The 13,845-nt window shown below is 49.1% G+C and carries 13 protein-coding genes; 11 read left to right on the top strand and 2 right to left on the bottom strand.

Annotation, left to right across the window (positions count from 1 at the left end):
* Positions 1 to 95: 95 nt before the first annotated feature.
* Positions 96 to 737 carry a C40 family peptidase gene (locus SPTER_RS21255; protein WP_144352226.1) on the bottom strand — a complete coding sequence of 214 codons (642 nt, stop codon included), beginning with the start codon at positions 735 to 737 and terminating at the stop codon, positions 96 to 98.
* 155 nt (positions 738 to 892) lie between these two features.
* Positions 893 to 1,300, bottom strand: coding sequence for a methylglyoxal synthase (locus SPTER_RS21250; protein WP_246105383.1), 408 nt, complete (start codon positions 1,298 to 1,300; stop codon positions 893 to 895).
* A gap of 385 nt (positions 1,301 to 1,685) precedes the next feature.
* Between SPTER_RS21250 and SPTER_RS21245 the strand changes: the two genes are divergently transcribed.
* The 11 genes from SPTER_RS21245 to SPTER_RS21195 all read left to right on the top strand — a co-directional run bounded on the left by SPTER_RS21245 (position 1,686) and on the right by SPTER_RS21195 (position 13,838).
* Positions 1,686 to 2,990, top strand: coding sequence for a phenylacetate--CoA ligase family protein (locus SPTER_RS21245; RefSeq protein WP_144352224.1), 1,305 nt, complete (start codon positions 1,686 to 1,688; stop codon positions 2,988 to 2,990).
* 106 nt (positions 2,991 to 3,096) lie between these two features.
* Entirely contained in the window at positions 3,097 to 3,546 is a 450-nt protein-coding gene (locus SPTER_RS21240; RefSeq protein ID WP_144352223.1) for a hypothetical protein, read from the top strand.
* A 694-nt stretch (positions 3,547 to 4,240) separates the two neighbouring features.
* A complete protein-coding gene (ilvN, locus tag SPTER_RS21235; protein ID WP_144352222.1) occupies positions 4,241 to 4,768 on the top strand; it encodes an acetolactate synthase small subunit in 528 nt (175 codons plus the stop codon).
* Positions 4,749 to 5,741 (top strand): ketol-acid reductoisomerase, encoded by a 993-nt coding sequence (gene ilvC / locus SPTER_RS21230; protein WP_144353027.1) that lies wholly within the window; start codon positions 4,749 to 4,751, stop codon positions 5,739 to 5,741. Before ilvN ends, ilvC begins: the two co-directional genes overlap by 20 nt.
* 150 nt (positions 5,742 to 5,891) lie before the next feature.
* On the top strand, positions 5,892 to 7,436 hold the full coding sequence (locus SPTER_RS21225) for a 2-isopropylmalate synthase (protein WP_144352221.1): 1,545 nt from the start codon (positions 5,892 to 5,894) through the stop codon (positions 7,434 to 7,436).
* Positions 7,437 to 7,440: 4 nt separating this feature from the next.
* Positions 7,441 to 8,706, top strand: a complete 1,266-nt coding sequence (gene leuC, locus SPTER_RS21220) for a 3-isopropylmalate dehydratase large subunit (protein ID WP_246105382.1) — start codon at positions 7,441 to 7,443, stop codon at positions 8,704 to 8,706.
* On the top strand, positions 8,706 to 9,215 hold the full coding sequence (locus tag SPTER_RS21215) for a 3-isopropylmalate dehydratase small subunit (RefSeq protein ID WP_144352220.1): 510 nt from the start codon (positions 8,706 to 8,708) through the stop codon (positions 9,213 to 9,215). Before leuC ends, SPTER_RS21215 begins: the two co-directional genes overlap by 1 nt.
* Positions 9,212 to 10,288 carry a 3-isopropylmalate dehydrogenase gene (gene leuB, locus SPTER_RS21210; protein WP_144352219.1) on the top strand — a complete coding sequence of 359 codons (1,077 nt, stop codon included), beginning with the start codon at positions 9,212 to 9,214 and terminating at the stop codon, positions 10,286 to 10,288. The genes SPTER_RS21215 and leuB overlap by 4 nt, the downstream gene beginning before the upstream one ends.
* A 14-nt stretch (positions 10,289 to 10,302) precedes the next feature.
* Positions 10,303 to 11,967, top strand: coding sequence for a biosynthetic-type acetolactate synthase large subunit (gene ilvB / locus SPTER_RS21205; protein WP_144353025.1), 1,665 nt, complete (start codon positions 10,303 to 10,305; stop codon positions 11,965 to 11,967).
* A gap of 192 nt (positions 11,968 to 12,159) precedes the next feature.
* Positions 12,160 to 13,089, top strand: coding sequence for an ABC transporter ATP-binding protein (locus SPTER_RS21200; RefSeq protein WP_144352218.1), 930 nt, complete (start codon positions 12,160 to 12,162; stop codon positions 13,087 to 13,089).
* On the top strand, positions 13,089 to 13,838 hold the full coding sequence (locus SPTER_RS21195) for an ABC transporter permease (protein WP_144352217.1): 750 nt from the start codon (positions 13,089 to 13,091) through the stop codon (positions 13,836 to 13,838). The genes SPTER_RS21200 and SPTER_RS21195 overlap by 1 nt, the downstream gene beginning before the upstream one ends.
* Positions 13,839 to 13,845: the final 7 nt, after the last annotated feature.

Here is a 13,845-nt window from a genome sequence, read left to right as displayed (position 1 = left end):
AATATAATTGCTTGAACGCCACATAAGCCGGTTGCCGCTCTAAAAGATTGCAAAAAAATAAGCCACCCAGCTAATGGATGACTTATAGTCAGACGTTATTGTATATATCTGCGGGCACCAACATAGTGTTCAATATAATACTCTTCCGACAGTGAATTAATGGTTACCTGCTTGGCCGCAGAGCTGGCATGAATAAATTTGCCGTCGCCCATGTAAAAGCCAACATGCGAGGCACCGGGTTTGTAGGTTGTAAAGAAGACCAGGTCGCCTACTTTTAGATTAGCTTTATCTACAGCAACCCCTTTACTATATTGTTCTGCTGCCGTCCGGGGAATAGTAATTCCATTTTCTTTCATCACATATTGTGTGTAGCCGGAACAGTCCCAGCCGCCAGTTGTTGTGCCACCCCAGACATATGGTACTCCCATATATTTTTGGGCACTTTTGACGATCGTTGCTCCTTTAGTAGAAGCATTGCCAGTATTAGGGCTTATTGGAGTCACAGGGACAGAAGATATATTATTAGCGTTGCCGCTGTTGTCTGAGCTGCCAAGAAATTTGCCTAGCAAAAGTGCTAACAGGATGTTGAGTATTCCGCCGGAGCTACTGCTGCTTTGGGCGGAAGAACCAGTTAAGTCTGTAAGTGAGAAGGCTTTTGCAGGTGCTGCCGGCATAAACAGGGTAGTAAACAGGGTGAAGAGAAGAATCAGTGTTATATTACGCGTAAAATGTTTCATCACGCCCTCCTTATCACATTATTTTATAGCAACAACATACTAATAATATCATAGTTAACGCGTTATGTAAACAATGAATTTTTGGTAAATAAAATAGATCTCAATCTGAGGAACAGCAAACTGTACAGATGAGATCTTATTTACGGGGATTAAATTTATTCCTTATCCGATGTAAAACAGCATAGAACTAAATTCGCTGTTGCGGTATTGGTGGCAACAGGAATGTTGTGAACATCACATATCCGCAAAAGTGCAGTAATGTCCGGTTCATGGGGTTGCGCAGTTAACGGGTCGCGAAGGAAAATGACGGCATCAACTTTCTCACAGGCTATCTGAGCACCAATTTGCTGGTCACCGCCTAATGGACCGGAGAGATAAGTGGTGACATCCAGCTCGGCATTCTCTTTAATAATTTTTCCTGTCGTAGCAGTAGCGATTATGTGGCAGGAGGAAAGTACTTTTTTGTTTTTCAATACAAATGTCAGCATTTCTTCTTTTTTGCGATCATGGGCAATGAGTGCGACGGTTTTCTTCATCAGGCTCACCTCGTTAGCATTAATCATAACTTATGATACCATCAAAATGTATGACAATAAAGGTAGGGGACAAATATTTCTTGACTTTGTCTTTTTTAGCTGGTATTATATTCCACGAATACAGTATACAAAAGATTACTAAAAATATTTACTATTGAGTGGAAGTGTGCCTAGGGTTCCGGCAGTTAGCGCTGCGGCTGGTCCAAGCGGCACAGGGCCCGGAGGGGTCACACCGTGGGTAAAAAAAACCCTAGCGGAAAGTTCCTGCAAAGGACTTTGCCTGGGGTTTTTCATATGATCAGAAAGTATATCGGTTGCTGATCATAAGTAAGAACGACTAAGGCTTCTGCCGGCGTCCTAGGGACTTGGCACAAGCCAAGTCTTTTCTTATATTATCTGGGAGGAGTAAAATATGAATACATACTGGAATAAACCGGCGGAGACAATGGCGCGGGAGGAAATGGCTAATGTACAGGCCGGGCGCTTAAAGGAGATTATCGCCCGATTGTACCGGCAACAGCCCTTCTATCGCTCTAAGATGCAAACAGAAGGATTGTTGGCTGAAGATATCGTTACCTTAGCGGATATTGAAAAGTTGCCATTTACAACAAAACAGGATATGCGTGATAACTATCCTTACGGACTGTTTGCTGTTCCTATGTCTGAGATTATCCGGATTCATGCCTCCAGCGGCACGACTGGCAGACCTACTGTCGTTGGTTATACTAAGCGTGATATTGGCATTTGGTCAGAAGTAGCGGCCCGTTCTTTAGTGTCTGCCGGTTTGAGCAGGCAATCGTGTATTCAGGTTGCTTACGGCTATGGTTTGTTTACTGGCGGCTTGGGCATTCATTATGGTGCCGAACTCCTGGGCGCTTCTGTAATTCCGATATCAAGCGGCAATACGGCTAGGCAAATTATGTTGATGAAGGATTTTGGCACAACCGCTCTCGCCTGTACGCCGTCATATGCGCTATATATTGCTGAGACAATGCGGGAGATGGGGATTGATCCGCGCGAGACCTCGCTTAAAGCGGGAATATTTGGGGCTGAGCCCTGGTCTGAGCGTATGCGGTTGGAGATTGAAGCTCAGCTGGGCATTAAAGCGCTTGATATCTATGGGTTAAGTGAAATCATTGGCCCGGGTGTAGCCATTGAATGCTGTGTACAAGATGGCCTGCATGTCCATGAAGATCATTTTTATCCCGAGATTATTAATCCCCTGACAGGGGAAGTCTTGCCTGACGGCGAAAAAGGTGAGTTAGTGCTGACAACGCTTACTAAAGAGGGGATGCCGATGGTTCGATACCGGACGAGAGATCTTACGGTCTTGTATCGTGAGAAGTGTGCCTGTGGCCGGACTTTGGTCAGAATGAGCAAAGTCCTGGGACGTAGCGACGACATGCTGATTATTCGCGGGGTAAATGTGTTTCCCTCACAGGTTGAGAGTGTGCTCTTAGGTATTGGCGAAACGTCACCCCACTACCAGCTGATTATAGACCGGAAGGATAACCTTGATTTTCTCACTGTGCTTGTCGAAGTGACAGATGAGATGTTTTCTGATGAAGTCCGTGGGTTAGAGGAATTAGAGGGCAAGATAAAAGCTGAATTAGCTAGTGTGCTTAATGTATCGGCTGCCGTGCGGCTTGTCGGCCCTAAAACAATTGAGCGCAGTGAGGGTAAGGCTAAACGCGTTATTGATAAACGCCAGCTTTGATTGGCGGTGACGCTAAGCATTAGTTGGCGTTATCCGGGAGCTTAGCGTCCAGGTGGTTCTGGCTCCGGTTATCAAATGAGTCATAGAACGATTTAGGAGGGATAGCATGATTATTCATCAATTATCGGTATTTATTGAGAATCAGGGAGGTAAACTGGCCGAAGTATTAGGTGTTTTAAAAGCGCATGAAATTAATATACGAGCGATGGCTGTTGCCGACACCTCTGATTTCGGCATACTTCGGATTATCGTCAATGAACCGGAAAAGGTGCAGCATATTTTGCGGGGAGCCGGTTTTACTGTTAAGGTTACGCCGGTGCTGACAATTTTGGTAACCGACCAGCCTGGCAGTCTGTTCGAGCAGGTAGACAGACTCAGTGCAGCCGGTGTTAATGTTGAGTATGTGTATGCCTTTGCGGCCACCTCGGCCGAAACGGCGCGGGTAGTATTAAAAGTGGATAATCTGCCCTTAGCCGAACGTTTGCTTAACAGCGAAGGAAGACCGGCTGATCCATATCAGGATGAAACCGGTACGGTGCCTAATTTTTATTGGTAAAACGGCGTTGGCGTTGGTTTGAAACCGGCCCGTGGTCCGCGGCAATGCGTTGGTTTGTGGCAGTTACTGTCCAAGGCGATGTGGAAGGTTAGCCTACCCGGCGACAGTTAGAAGCACATCTCCTGTAGGAATAAGTTTTTTCGTCATAAAAAACCTCTTGACAAAGAATAGCCGTGCTGGCATAATGTATACAAAGTTACATATCGCGTAAGAAAGTGTGTCTAGGGTTCCGCTGTTTTACAGGACTGGGCCAAGCGACGCAAAACATGGCTGTTGCCGTGTTACACCGTGAGTATAAAAGGCTCTGCGGAAAGTTTCTTACTTTATCAAAAGTAAAAACTATTCGCAGAGCTTTATTGTAACTATTTTCAGTAAAATAATGGTAAAAGTAATGACTGGGATACAACTCTCTTCCTGTTCAGAGAACCGGTGGTTGGTGCGAACCGGTGCAGTGAGGCGAGCTAATACTCACCCAGGAACTCTTTTGTTGAAGTGTATATTGTATACGATATACAATATGCTTTAGGCAAAAGCGACACCGGGCGTTAGCCGGTAGCCATGAGAAATTCATTGGCGCAATGAGCCCAAAGTAGGGTGGTACCGCGCGTTAGGCGCCCCTATGTCAGAGTCAGATCTGTCATAGGGGCGTTTTTATTTCTTAGAAGGTAGGCTATAACAAGTGGAGGTGGTAAATGTGCAACCTAGCGTTCTTTCGGTATTAGTTCACAATCAGCCGGGGGTTTTAGTAAGAGTGGCTGGTATGTTTTCCAGACGGGGGTTTAACATTGACAGTCTGACTGTCGGCGTTACACAAGACCCGGAGTTTTCCCGGATAACAGTAACTGTTTGCGGTAATCAGGCATTTATTGACCAGGTAAAGAAACAGATCGAAAAACTGGTAGAGGTAGTGGCTGTGCAGATTTTACCGCTCAACCATTCGGTAGTCCGGGGGTTGGCGCTTTTAAAGGTCAAAGCCGATGATAATCGTTCTGAGATACTCAAAATAGCCGAAGTTTTCCGGGCCAATGTCGTAGATATTTCCGGCAGCACTGTTACCCTTGAGGTAACCGGGGAAGAAAGCAAGCTTAATGCATTGACGGAACTGTTAATTCCTTACGGACTTTTGGAAACCATCCAGACCGGCCTTGTAGCGCTGGAACGGGGTGAAAATACAATTTATCAATATGAGGAGAGAGAAAATGATGAGCAAAATGTATTATGAACAAGACGCACGCTGGGAGCTTATTCAAGGTAAAACTGTAGCTGTTATTGGCTATGGCAGCCAGGGCCATGCCCATGCGTTAAACCTAAAAGACAGTGGTGTTAAAGTTATTGTAGGTCTGCATGAAGGCAGCAAATCAGCAGCCAAAGCGCGTGAAGACGGCCTGACGGTCACAAATGTTGCTCAGGCAGTTGCGTGTGCAGATATTACGATGATTCTTATTCCTGACGAGAAACAGGCTAATGTGTATGCGACCGAGATTGCCCCCAACCTTAAGCCCGGCTCGGCGTTAGCTTTTGCCCACGGCTTCAACATCCATTTTAACCAGATTGTACCCCCGGCCAATGTAGATGTATTTATGATAGCTCCCAAAGGCCCGGGACACTTGGTCCGCAGGGTATTTACCGAAGGGAAAGGCGTACCTTGTCTTATGGCTGTATATCAGGATTTTAACGGCAGTACCCAGGACTTGGCATTGGCCTATGCCAAAGGCATTGGTGGTGCCCGGGCCGGGGTGCTGACAACAACCTTCAAGGACGAGACCGAATCTGATCTTTTTGGTGAACAGGCCGTGCTGTGTGGTGGTGTAACAGAATTAATCAAAGCAGGCTTTGACACGTTGGTTGAGGGGGGCTATGAACCTGAGTTGGCTTATTTTGAATGCCTGCATGAAATGAAGCTTATTGTTGATCTCATGTATGAAGGCGGTATGGCTGCTATGCGCTACTCTATCAGCGATACTGCTGAGTACGGAGATTATGTAACCGGCCAGCGGATTATTACTGAGGAAACACGGGCCGAAATGAGAAAAGTGTTATCCGAGATACAAAATGGAACCTTTGCCCGTAACTGGATCTTGGAAAACCAGGCCAATCGGCCGATGTTTAATGCCAAACGCCGCCAGGAAGCTGCCCACAACATTGAAATTGTTGGCACTGAGCTGCGGGGCATGATGTCCTGGTTAAAAAAATAATTATTAGCTGTGGTGAGTAAAGCGGAGCGGTTCCAGTGACTTAGTAACTTCCTTGCAACAATAGCCGCGGAACCGTCCCTTAATTCACCAAAAAATGACTCAAGAGAACCGTCCCCGTGAGTCGGTATTTAATGAAGGTGAGGTTATGATGTGGAAATTCGGAGAATTCAAATATTTGACACAACTCTCCGTGATGGCGAGCAGACGCCGGGAGTCAGTCTGCAAACAGAAGAAAAGGTGGAAATTGCCCTGGCGCTTGCCAAACTGCAGGTGGATGTTATTGAAGCCGGATTTCCGGTCGCCTCGCCTGGTGACTTTGAAGCAGTGAGTCAGATTGCCGCGAGGGTCAAAGGTCCGGTGATTGCAGCTTTGGCCCGTGCTAATGTAAAGGACATAGACACGGCTTACCAGGCCATTAAGGCAGCCGCGAAGCCCCGGATACACACTTTTATTGCCACAAGCGATATTCATCTTGAGCATAAACTGAAAATGACCCGGCTCCAGCTGTTAGAACGTGTTGATGAGGCTGTGCGTTTTGCTAAAAGTCTGACTGCCGATATCGAGTTTTCAGCGGAAGATGCATCAAGGTCGGACCGTGATTTTCTGTGTCAGGTATTTACCAGGGCAATTGCAGCCGGGGCTACAGTCATTAATGTCCCGGATACGGTAGGCTATACAACACCACTGGAATTTGGCGCTCTAATCACCTATATCCGTGAGCATGTTCCTAATATCAGTCAGGCTGCGATCAGTGTACACTGTCATGACGACTTAGGCATGGCGGTGGCCAATTCACTGGCGGCAGTGGCGGCTGGGGCCGAGCAGGTGGAATGTACTATCAATGGCCTGGGTGAGCGGGCCGGCAATGCTGCTCTGGAAGAAGTGGTTATGGCCATAAATACCCGCCGGGAGTTTTATAGCGCCATAACCAATGTAAATACTAGGCAGATATACAGGACATCCCGCCTTGTCAGTACCCTAACCGGCATCGCGGTACCGCCCAATAAAGCAATCGTCGGCGACAATGCCTTTGCTCATGAATCCGGTATTCACCAGCATGGTGTGCTCAATAATCCGCTGACCTACGAAATTATCAGCCCGGAAGTGGTTGGTGTCAGCCGTAACGCCATTGTGCTTGGAAAACATTCAGGCCGCCATGCTTTTGAGGAACGCCTAAAACATTTAGGTTATGAAATTGACACCGATATGGTTAATAACCTGTTTATTAAGTTCAAAGATCTGGCTGATCGCAAAAAAATGGTATTTGATAAGGATATCGAAGCACTTATTGTGGAAAAAGCAGCAGTACGCCCGGAATGGTACACCTTAGCGTATTATCATGTTGTGAGCGGGAATCAGACTCTGGCTACTGCTTCTGTGCAGCTTAAAACAAGTGCGGGGATTTGTGAAGCCGCCAGTTGCGGCGACGGGCCGGTAGATGCGGCATTTAAGGCGATTGAGCAGGCAGTTGGGTTTGCGGTTGGCCTTCATGATTATCAGCTTAAGGCAGTAACCGCCGGTGAGGATGCACTGGGGGAGTCTACAGTATGGATTGAACGTGATGGACGCACCTTTAACGGGCGGGGGTTATCAACTGACGTTATTGAAGCAAGTGCCAAAGCGTATGTAAATGCAATTAATAAAATGCTGGCTGTATGCGGGTTTCCTGCAATTGAGCAGGCGGCAGGGAGGTAACAAGATGGCTAGACCAATGACAATGACTGAAAAAATATTTGCCGCCCATGCCGGTTTGAATGAGGTTTCACCCGGCGAACTTATCAGGGCCAGGTTAGACTTGGTACTGGGTAATGACATTACTGCGCCACCGGCTATTACAGAGTTTGAGCAAATCAGCGCTAAGGTGTTTGACAAAGATAAAATTGCTTTAGTGCCTGACCACTTTACGCCGAATAAAGATATTAAATCTGCCGAAATGGCCAAGACGATGAGAGAATTTGCCAGGAAGCATGATATTACTCACTATTTTGAGGTTGGCCGTATGGGGATTGAGCATGTCTTACTGCCGGAACAGGGGCTTGTTGCCCCTGGCGAGGTGATTATCGGCGCCGATTCCCACACCTGTACCTATGGGGCTGTGGGGGCTTTTGCCACCGGCGTTGGATCAACTGATATGGCTTGCGCGATGGCTACCGGTGAAACCTGGTTTAAGGTTCCGGCCAGCATTAAGGTTGAGTTGACAGGCCGGCTGCCTCGCTGGGTTTCCGGCAAGGACATAATACTATACCTTATCGGTATGATTGGGGTTGATGGGGCCCGCTACCAGTCCCTGGAGTTTGCCGGTGAAGGCGTGGCGACTCTCACAATGACAGATCGTCTGACGATTGCCAATATGGCGATTGAAGCCGGCGCCAAGAACGGAATATTTCCGGTGGATGCGGTTACTGAGCGGTATTTGTCCGGGCGGGTTACGCGAGCCTATACACCAGTGGCTGCCGATCCCGAGGCTGGATATGTACGAACTGTTACCATCAATTTAAGTCAGCTTACACCGGTGGTTGCGCTGCCACACTTACCGGAGAATGTACGGCCGGTACATGACCTTGAGCCTACGCCTATCAACCAGGTAATTATCGGTTCCTGTACCAACGGGCGCATTGAGGATCTGGAGCAGGCTGCTGCTATTCTGAAAGGGCGTCAGGTTCATGCTAATGTCCGGGCAATTATCATTCCCGGCAGCCAGGCAGTATACCTCGAAGCTGTCAATTTAGGCTATGTGGAAACCTTTGTAAGAGCCGGGGCTGTTGTCAGTACGCCAACCTGCGGACCTTGCCTGGGTGGCCATATGGGCATTCTGGCGAAGGGTGAGCGGGCTGTGGCGACCACTAACCGTAATTTCCGGGGCCGGATGGGACATGTTGAAAGTGAAGTTTATCTGGCTGGCCCGGCGGTAGCGGCGGCAAGCGCCGTATTAGGGCGAATTGCCGGACCAGAGGAGGTTAAATAATGGAATTTTCAGGAAAAGTATGGCGTTATGGCGATAATGTGGATACCGATGTTATTATTCCGGCCCGTTATCTTAATACTGCCAATATGAAAGAGCTGGCCGCGCATGCCATGGAAGATATTGACCCTACTTTTGCCGGTAAGGTACAGCAGGGGGATATTATTGTGGCTGGCAAAAATTTCGGCTGTGGTTCGTCGCGGGAACATGCCCCGGGGGCTTTAAAAGCCGCTGGTGTTGCCTGTGTGGTTGCCGAGAGCTTTGCCCGGATCTTTTACCGTAATGCCATTAACATTGGGTTACCGCTGATTGAGCTGGGCGAAGGTGAGGTTAATATAAAAGCCGGCGATACCCTTACCGTAGACCTGGACAGGGGGACCGCGCAGAATCTGGCAACCGGTGAAGAGTTTGTTGTGCCGGCACTTCCCGGGTTCATCCAGGAGATTGCCCAGTCCGGGGGGCTGGTTAATTACACCCGCCAAGTACTTGCGGCCAGGGAGGGAAAAAAATGAGTAGCAGTAAAAACATTGTTATTATTCCCGGTGATGGCATTGGGACCGAGATTACCGCTGCGGCCTTACAGGTAGCCCAGGCGGCTGCTGCCCAAAGCGGATCCAGTTTTACTTATGAAACAAAACAGGCCGGTGGAGCCGCGATTGATGAGTATGGAATACCGCTGCCGGCAGAGACTATTGAGGCTTGCCGCAAGGCTGATGGTGTGCTGCTAGGTGCGGTCGGCGGCCCCCAATGGGATCATGTTGCTCCCGAACTTAGAGCTGAAAAAGCTATTTTAGGACTGCGCAAGGAACTGGGGTTATATGCAAATCTACGGCCGATAAAAGTTTTCCCGGCTCTTGCCGGCCAGTCGCCGCTAAAAGCGGAGATTGTCAGTGCCGTAAATATCCTGATTGTCAGAGAACTCAATGGCGGCATCTATTATGGTGCCCGCCAAGAGGCAAGTGTTGTTAACGGGGTGGAGCAGGCATGTGACAGCGAAATGTACAGCCGGCCGGAGGTAGAGCGTATTGTCCGGCTGGCCTGCCGGGCAGCGATCGGCCGTAAAGGCCGGGTAACGTCGGTCGACAAAGCCAATGTACTGGCCACCTCCCGCCTATGGCGTAAAGTGGCTGCTGAAATAGCGCAGGATTTTTCCGAGGTTGAACTCAGTCATATGTATGTCGATAATTGTGCGATGCAGCTGGTATTGAATCCGGGAAATTTTGACGTAATTGTTACCAGCAACCTGTTTGGTGATATTTTAAGCGACGAGGCCGCAGTGTTGTCCGGTTCGATTGGCCTCCTGCCGTCAGCCAGTCTGGGTGATGGTACCGGCTTGTATGAACCAATTCACGGTTCGGCGCCGGACATTGCCGGCCAGGGACTAGCCAACCCGCTGGGAACCATATTGTCGGCGGCAATGCTGTTCCGCTATTCGCTCAGCAATACACAGGCGGCCATAATGATTGAGCAGGCGGTTGAGCAGGTCCTGAATGATGGTTATCGGACGGCGGATATTTTCCAGCCCGGTTTTACCAAGGTATCGACCGAAGAAATGGGCCGGCAAGTAATCGCCAGACTGAGGTGACGAAAGCTATGATTATGACCGGTGCACAAGCGATTGTCGAGTGCCTGAGCAAGCAGGGGGTAGATATTGTATTCGGTTATCCCGGTGGCACAATTTTGCCCCTGTATGATGCATTGTATGGATCGCCTGTCCGCCATATACTGACAGTGCATGAACAGGGCGCTGCCCATGCTGCTGACGGCTATGCCCGGGCCAGTGGCAAGGTGGGGGTCTGTATTGCTACATCCGGCCCGGGAGCCACGAATCTGGTGACTGGCTTGGCCGCTGCGTTTATGGATTCAGTCCCGGTAGTGGCGATTACCGGTCAGGTGCAAACAAACCTGATCGGCCGGGATGCTTTTCAGGAGATTGATATTACCGGGATTACCATGCCCATCACCAAGCATAACTTCCTGGTTAAGGATATCAGCAGGCTGCAGGAAATTCTGCAGCATGCCTTCTGCATAGCCAGGTCCGGCCGGCCTGGCCCGGTGCTTGTAGATATACCCCGTGATATCCAGACCAATACGTATGATTTTGCCGGCCTTGCAGCCGAGTATCCCCGGCAGCAGCTGCTTAGACAGTCACCTGACTTGCCGGCCCTGCTCGCGAAAGCGGCAGTTGCTATCAGCAATGCCCGGCGCCCGGTTATTATTGCCGGCGGCGGGTGTATCAGCGCCAATGCCGGCCAGACGCTGCAGCAGTTTTCCGAACAGTGTGGTCTGCCGGTGGTAACTACCCTGATGGGAATCGGCGCCATGCCCGGCAATCATCCGAATCTGCTGGGAATGACCGGCTTGCATGGGCTTAAGCCGGCCAATCATGCTGTTCACACAGCCGATGTGCTGATTGTTACCGGCAGCAGGTTTAATGACCGGGTAACAGGCGACCGGGCCCGGTACGCCGACGGTAAAATTATCATTCATATTGATATTGATCCGGCTGAGGTGCATAAAAATGTCGATGCAGCGGTGCCGCTAGTTGGCGAGATGAATCATATTCTTACTGTACTTACGCAGGCCGTTCAGCCAGGTGACCTGTCCGGCTGGTGGCAAACGATCAGGGATTGGCAGGGCAGGTATGATACGCCTGCCGGCAGGCATGACTTCTCGGCCCCTTGGGTGATGAGTGAATTGAATCGTCAGCTAGGCGATAAGGAGGTAATCTATGTTACCGATGTCGGCCAGCATCAGATGTGGGCGGCGCAGGGGCTTGCTGTAAACAGTCCGCGCGGGTTCCTGACCTCAGGTGGTCTGGGGGCCATGGGATTTGGTTTGCCGGCAAGCCTGGGGGCCCAACTCTCACGTCCGGATAAACGGGTAATCCATATTGTCGGCGACGGTGCCCTGAAAATGACAGGCTGTGAGCTTTACACTGTCGCGGCAGAGGAATTGCCTATTATCTCCATTGTTATTAATAACTGCAGCCTGGGGATGGTCAGGCAGTTGCAGCATTGTTTTTTCAATAAACGCTATTCTGCCTCCTTGTTGCCTCTGCGGATGGATTTTACCGCATTTGCCAATGCTTTTGGTATTCCGGCAACTGTAACCGATACTGCGGATGAGTTTGGCTCGGCACTTGCCAGGGCCTGGGAACGACAGGGGCCGTCAATGATTGTTGCCAATATTGCTGCAGATGACATGGTCTCACCCATGATCGCTCCGGGCGGGGCAATGGACGCCTATGTCGATGCAGAATAACCCGTTGTGTTAAAGTGCCGGCCAAATAATGAAGCAGCTATGATCTCCGTAAATTTATTTTTATTAGGAGGTCATAGCTGTTTTTGTCAGTGTTTTTCCTGCAGTGAGCGCATAGAGTGTAGGTCATTACAGACAAACTGAATTTACAGTGGTATCATATAGATATAATTGGTCGGAATGAAAGGGGATTGTATGAGTTTACCTGTTGTACGAGCTGAGAATCTTGGGAAAACATATGGTAACTTCCAGGCCCTTAAAGGAATCTCCTTTACCATAAAAACAGGGCAGTGCTTTGGCTTTCTGGGACATAATGGTGCCGGCAAGACAACGACAATGCGGATGATCTATGGTATGTCTACCGTTGAAGAAGGCAGACTTTGGCTGTTTGAGCAACCCATTAGACTAACTCCGCCGGCCATTAAAGGCAGGCTGGGGGTTGTACCGCAAGAGGATAATCTTGACGATGATTTATCTGTTATTGAAAATTTGGCGGTATATGGGGGGGTTTATGGTTTAACCTGTACCCAGGCACTGGCTCGGGGTAAAGAACTGCTGGGATTTATGGGTTTGGAAGATAAAGAGCACAGTTCGATTGAGAGTTTATCAGGCGGTTTAAAACGGCGGTTAGTGATTGCCCGGGCACTCATGAGCAGACCGGAGCTTGTTATCCTGGATGAGCCAACCACCGGACTTGATCCCCAGGCCCGGCATTTAGTGTGGCAGAAACTGAGGAGCCTTAAAGCTGAAGGCGTTACTTTAATCCTGACGACTCACTATATGGAAGAAGCAGTACAGTTATGTGATCAGTTAGTTATTATGCATGAAGGCATTATTCTGGCGGAAGGCAGCCCGCGTGAGTTAATCGAACGCTGTGTTTTGCCTTTTGTGATTGAGGTGCATTTGCCTCTGGCCCAGGTACCTGCGGGTCTGGAAGCCAGGGTCGGGGCCTGGGGCGGTGAAGCAATCAAGGTGGTTGACGGTCTCTTTTTGTATGCTGCTGATGGTGAAGCTCTGTGGAGCCGTTTAGAAGAGTGGGGACTATCCAAGCAGGTCTGCCTGCTGCGGCCAGCTAACCTGGAGGATGTCTTCCTAAAACTTACTGGCATGGGGAAAGAAGAGTAATGGCGATGCTGAAAATTTTTGCCCGCCATTTGGCGGTATTTCGTAAGATCTGGTTTGGCAATATTATGTTTAATTTTATTGAGCCGCTGTTGTATCTTACGGCCATGGGCTATGGCTTAGGGGCATTTGTTCGGGATATTGACGGCCTGTCCTATATTCAGTATATAGCCCCCGGTATGGTGGCTTCGTCGTCAATGTTTGCTGCCTCTTTTGAATGTACATACGGAAGTTTTATCAGGCTTCATTATCAAAAAACCTTTCAGGCTATGTTGGTTGGACCGGTGACTGTCCGCGATATCGTTGCCGCTGATATTTTGTATGCCACCTTTAAAAGTATGCTGTTTGGGCTGGTCATCCTGAGCGTAATTACTGTCCTCGGGCAGGTTCAATCCTGGTGGGCAGTAATTATACCACTATTTCTCGTGATTCCTGGTCTGACATTCTCGCTCTTAGCCATATGCTATACAGGGATAACTGACAATATTGACAAATTTAATTACTATGTTACTTTGTTTTTGACACCGTCTTATTTGTTCTCCGGCGTGTTCTTTCCCATAAAATCTATGCCTGGCTGGGCGCAGGTTCTGGCATGGTTTAACCCAATCTACCATAGTGTTGAGGTGTGCCGGGCCATGGCGTTAGGAAATATTAACCCCGGCCTGCTGGTGCATGCCGGGGTGTTGTTAGCCATTGCCGTCATTTTGACGCCCCTGGCAGTCAGGTTGCTGACTAAACGGCTGATTGTGTAAGCGTGAA

Origin of the sequence: Sporomusa termitida (genome assembly GCF_007641255.1) — a bacterium.
Lineage (GTDB): Bacteria > Bacillota > Negativicutes > Sporomusales > Sporomusaceae > Sporomusa > Sporomusa termitida.
Note: the sequence above shows the minus strand (reverse complement) of the source record. Positions and strands in the feature narration are given on the sequence as shown.

Coding starts and splice junctions, on each gene's coding strand:
- SPTER_RS21255 (WP_144352226.1), bottom strand. CDS start 737: ATGAAACATTTTACGCGTAATATAACACTGATTCTTCTCTTCACCCTG.
- SPTER_RS21250 (WP_246105383.1), bottom strand. CDS start 1,300: ATGATTAATGCTAACGAGGTGAGCCTGATGAAGAAAACCGTCGCACTC.
- SPTER_RS21245 (WP_144352224.1), top strand. CDS start 1,686: ATGAATACATACTGGAATAAACCGGCGGAGACAATGGCGCGGGAGGAA.
- SPTER_RS21240 (WP_144352223.1), top strand. CDS start 3,097: ATGATTATTCATCAATTATCGGTATTTATTGAGAATCAGGGAGGTAAA.
- ilvC (WP_144353027.1), top strand. CDS start 4,749: ATGAGCAAAATGTATTATGAACAAGACGCACGCTGGGAGCTTATTCAA.
- leuC (WP_246105382.1), top strand. CDS start 7,441: ATGGCTAGACCAATGACAATGACTGAAAAAATATTTGCCGCCCATGCC.
- SPTER_RS21215 (WP_144352220.1), top strand. CDS start 8,706: ATGGAATTTTCAGGAAAAGTATGGCGTTATGGCGATAATGTGGATACC.
- leuB (WP_144352219.1), top strand. CDS start 9,212: ATGAGTAGCAGTAAAAACATTGTTATTATTCCCGGTGATGGCATTGGG.
- ilvB (WP_144353025.1), top strand. CDS start 10,303: ATGACCGGTGCACAAGCGATTGTCGAGTGCCTGAGCAAGCAGGGGGTA.
- SPTER_RS21200 (WP_144352218.1), top strand. CDS start 12,160: ATGAGTTTACCTGTTGTACGAGCTGAGAATCTTGGGAAAACATATGGT.
- SPTER_RS21195 (WP_144352217.1), top strand. CDS start 13,089: ATGGCGATGCTGAAAATTTTTGCCCGCCATTTGGCGGTATTTCGTAAG.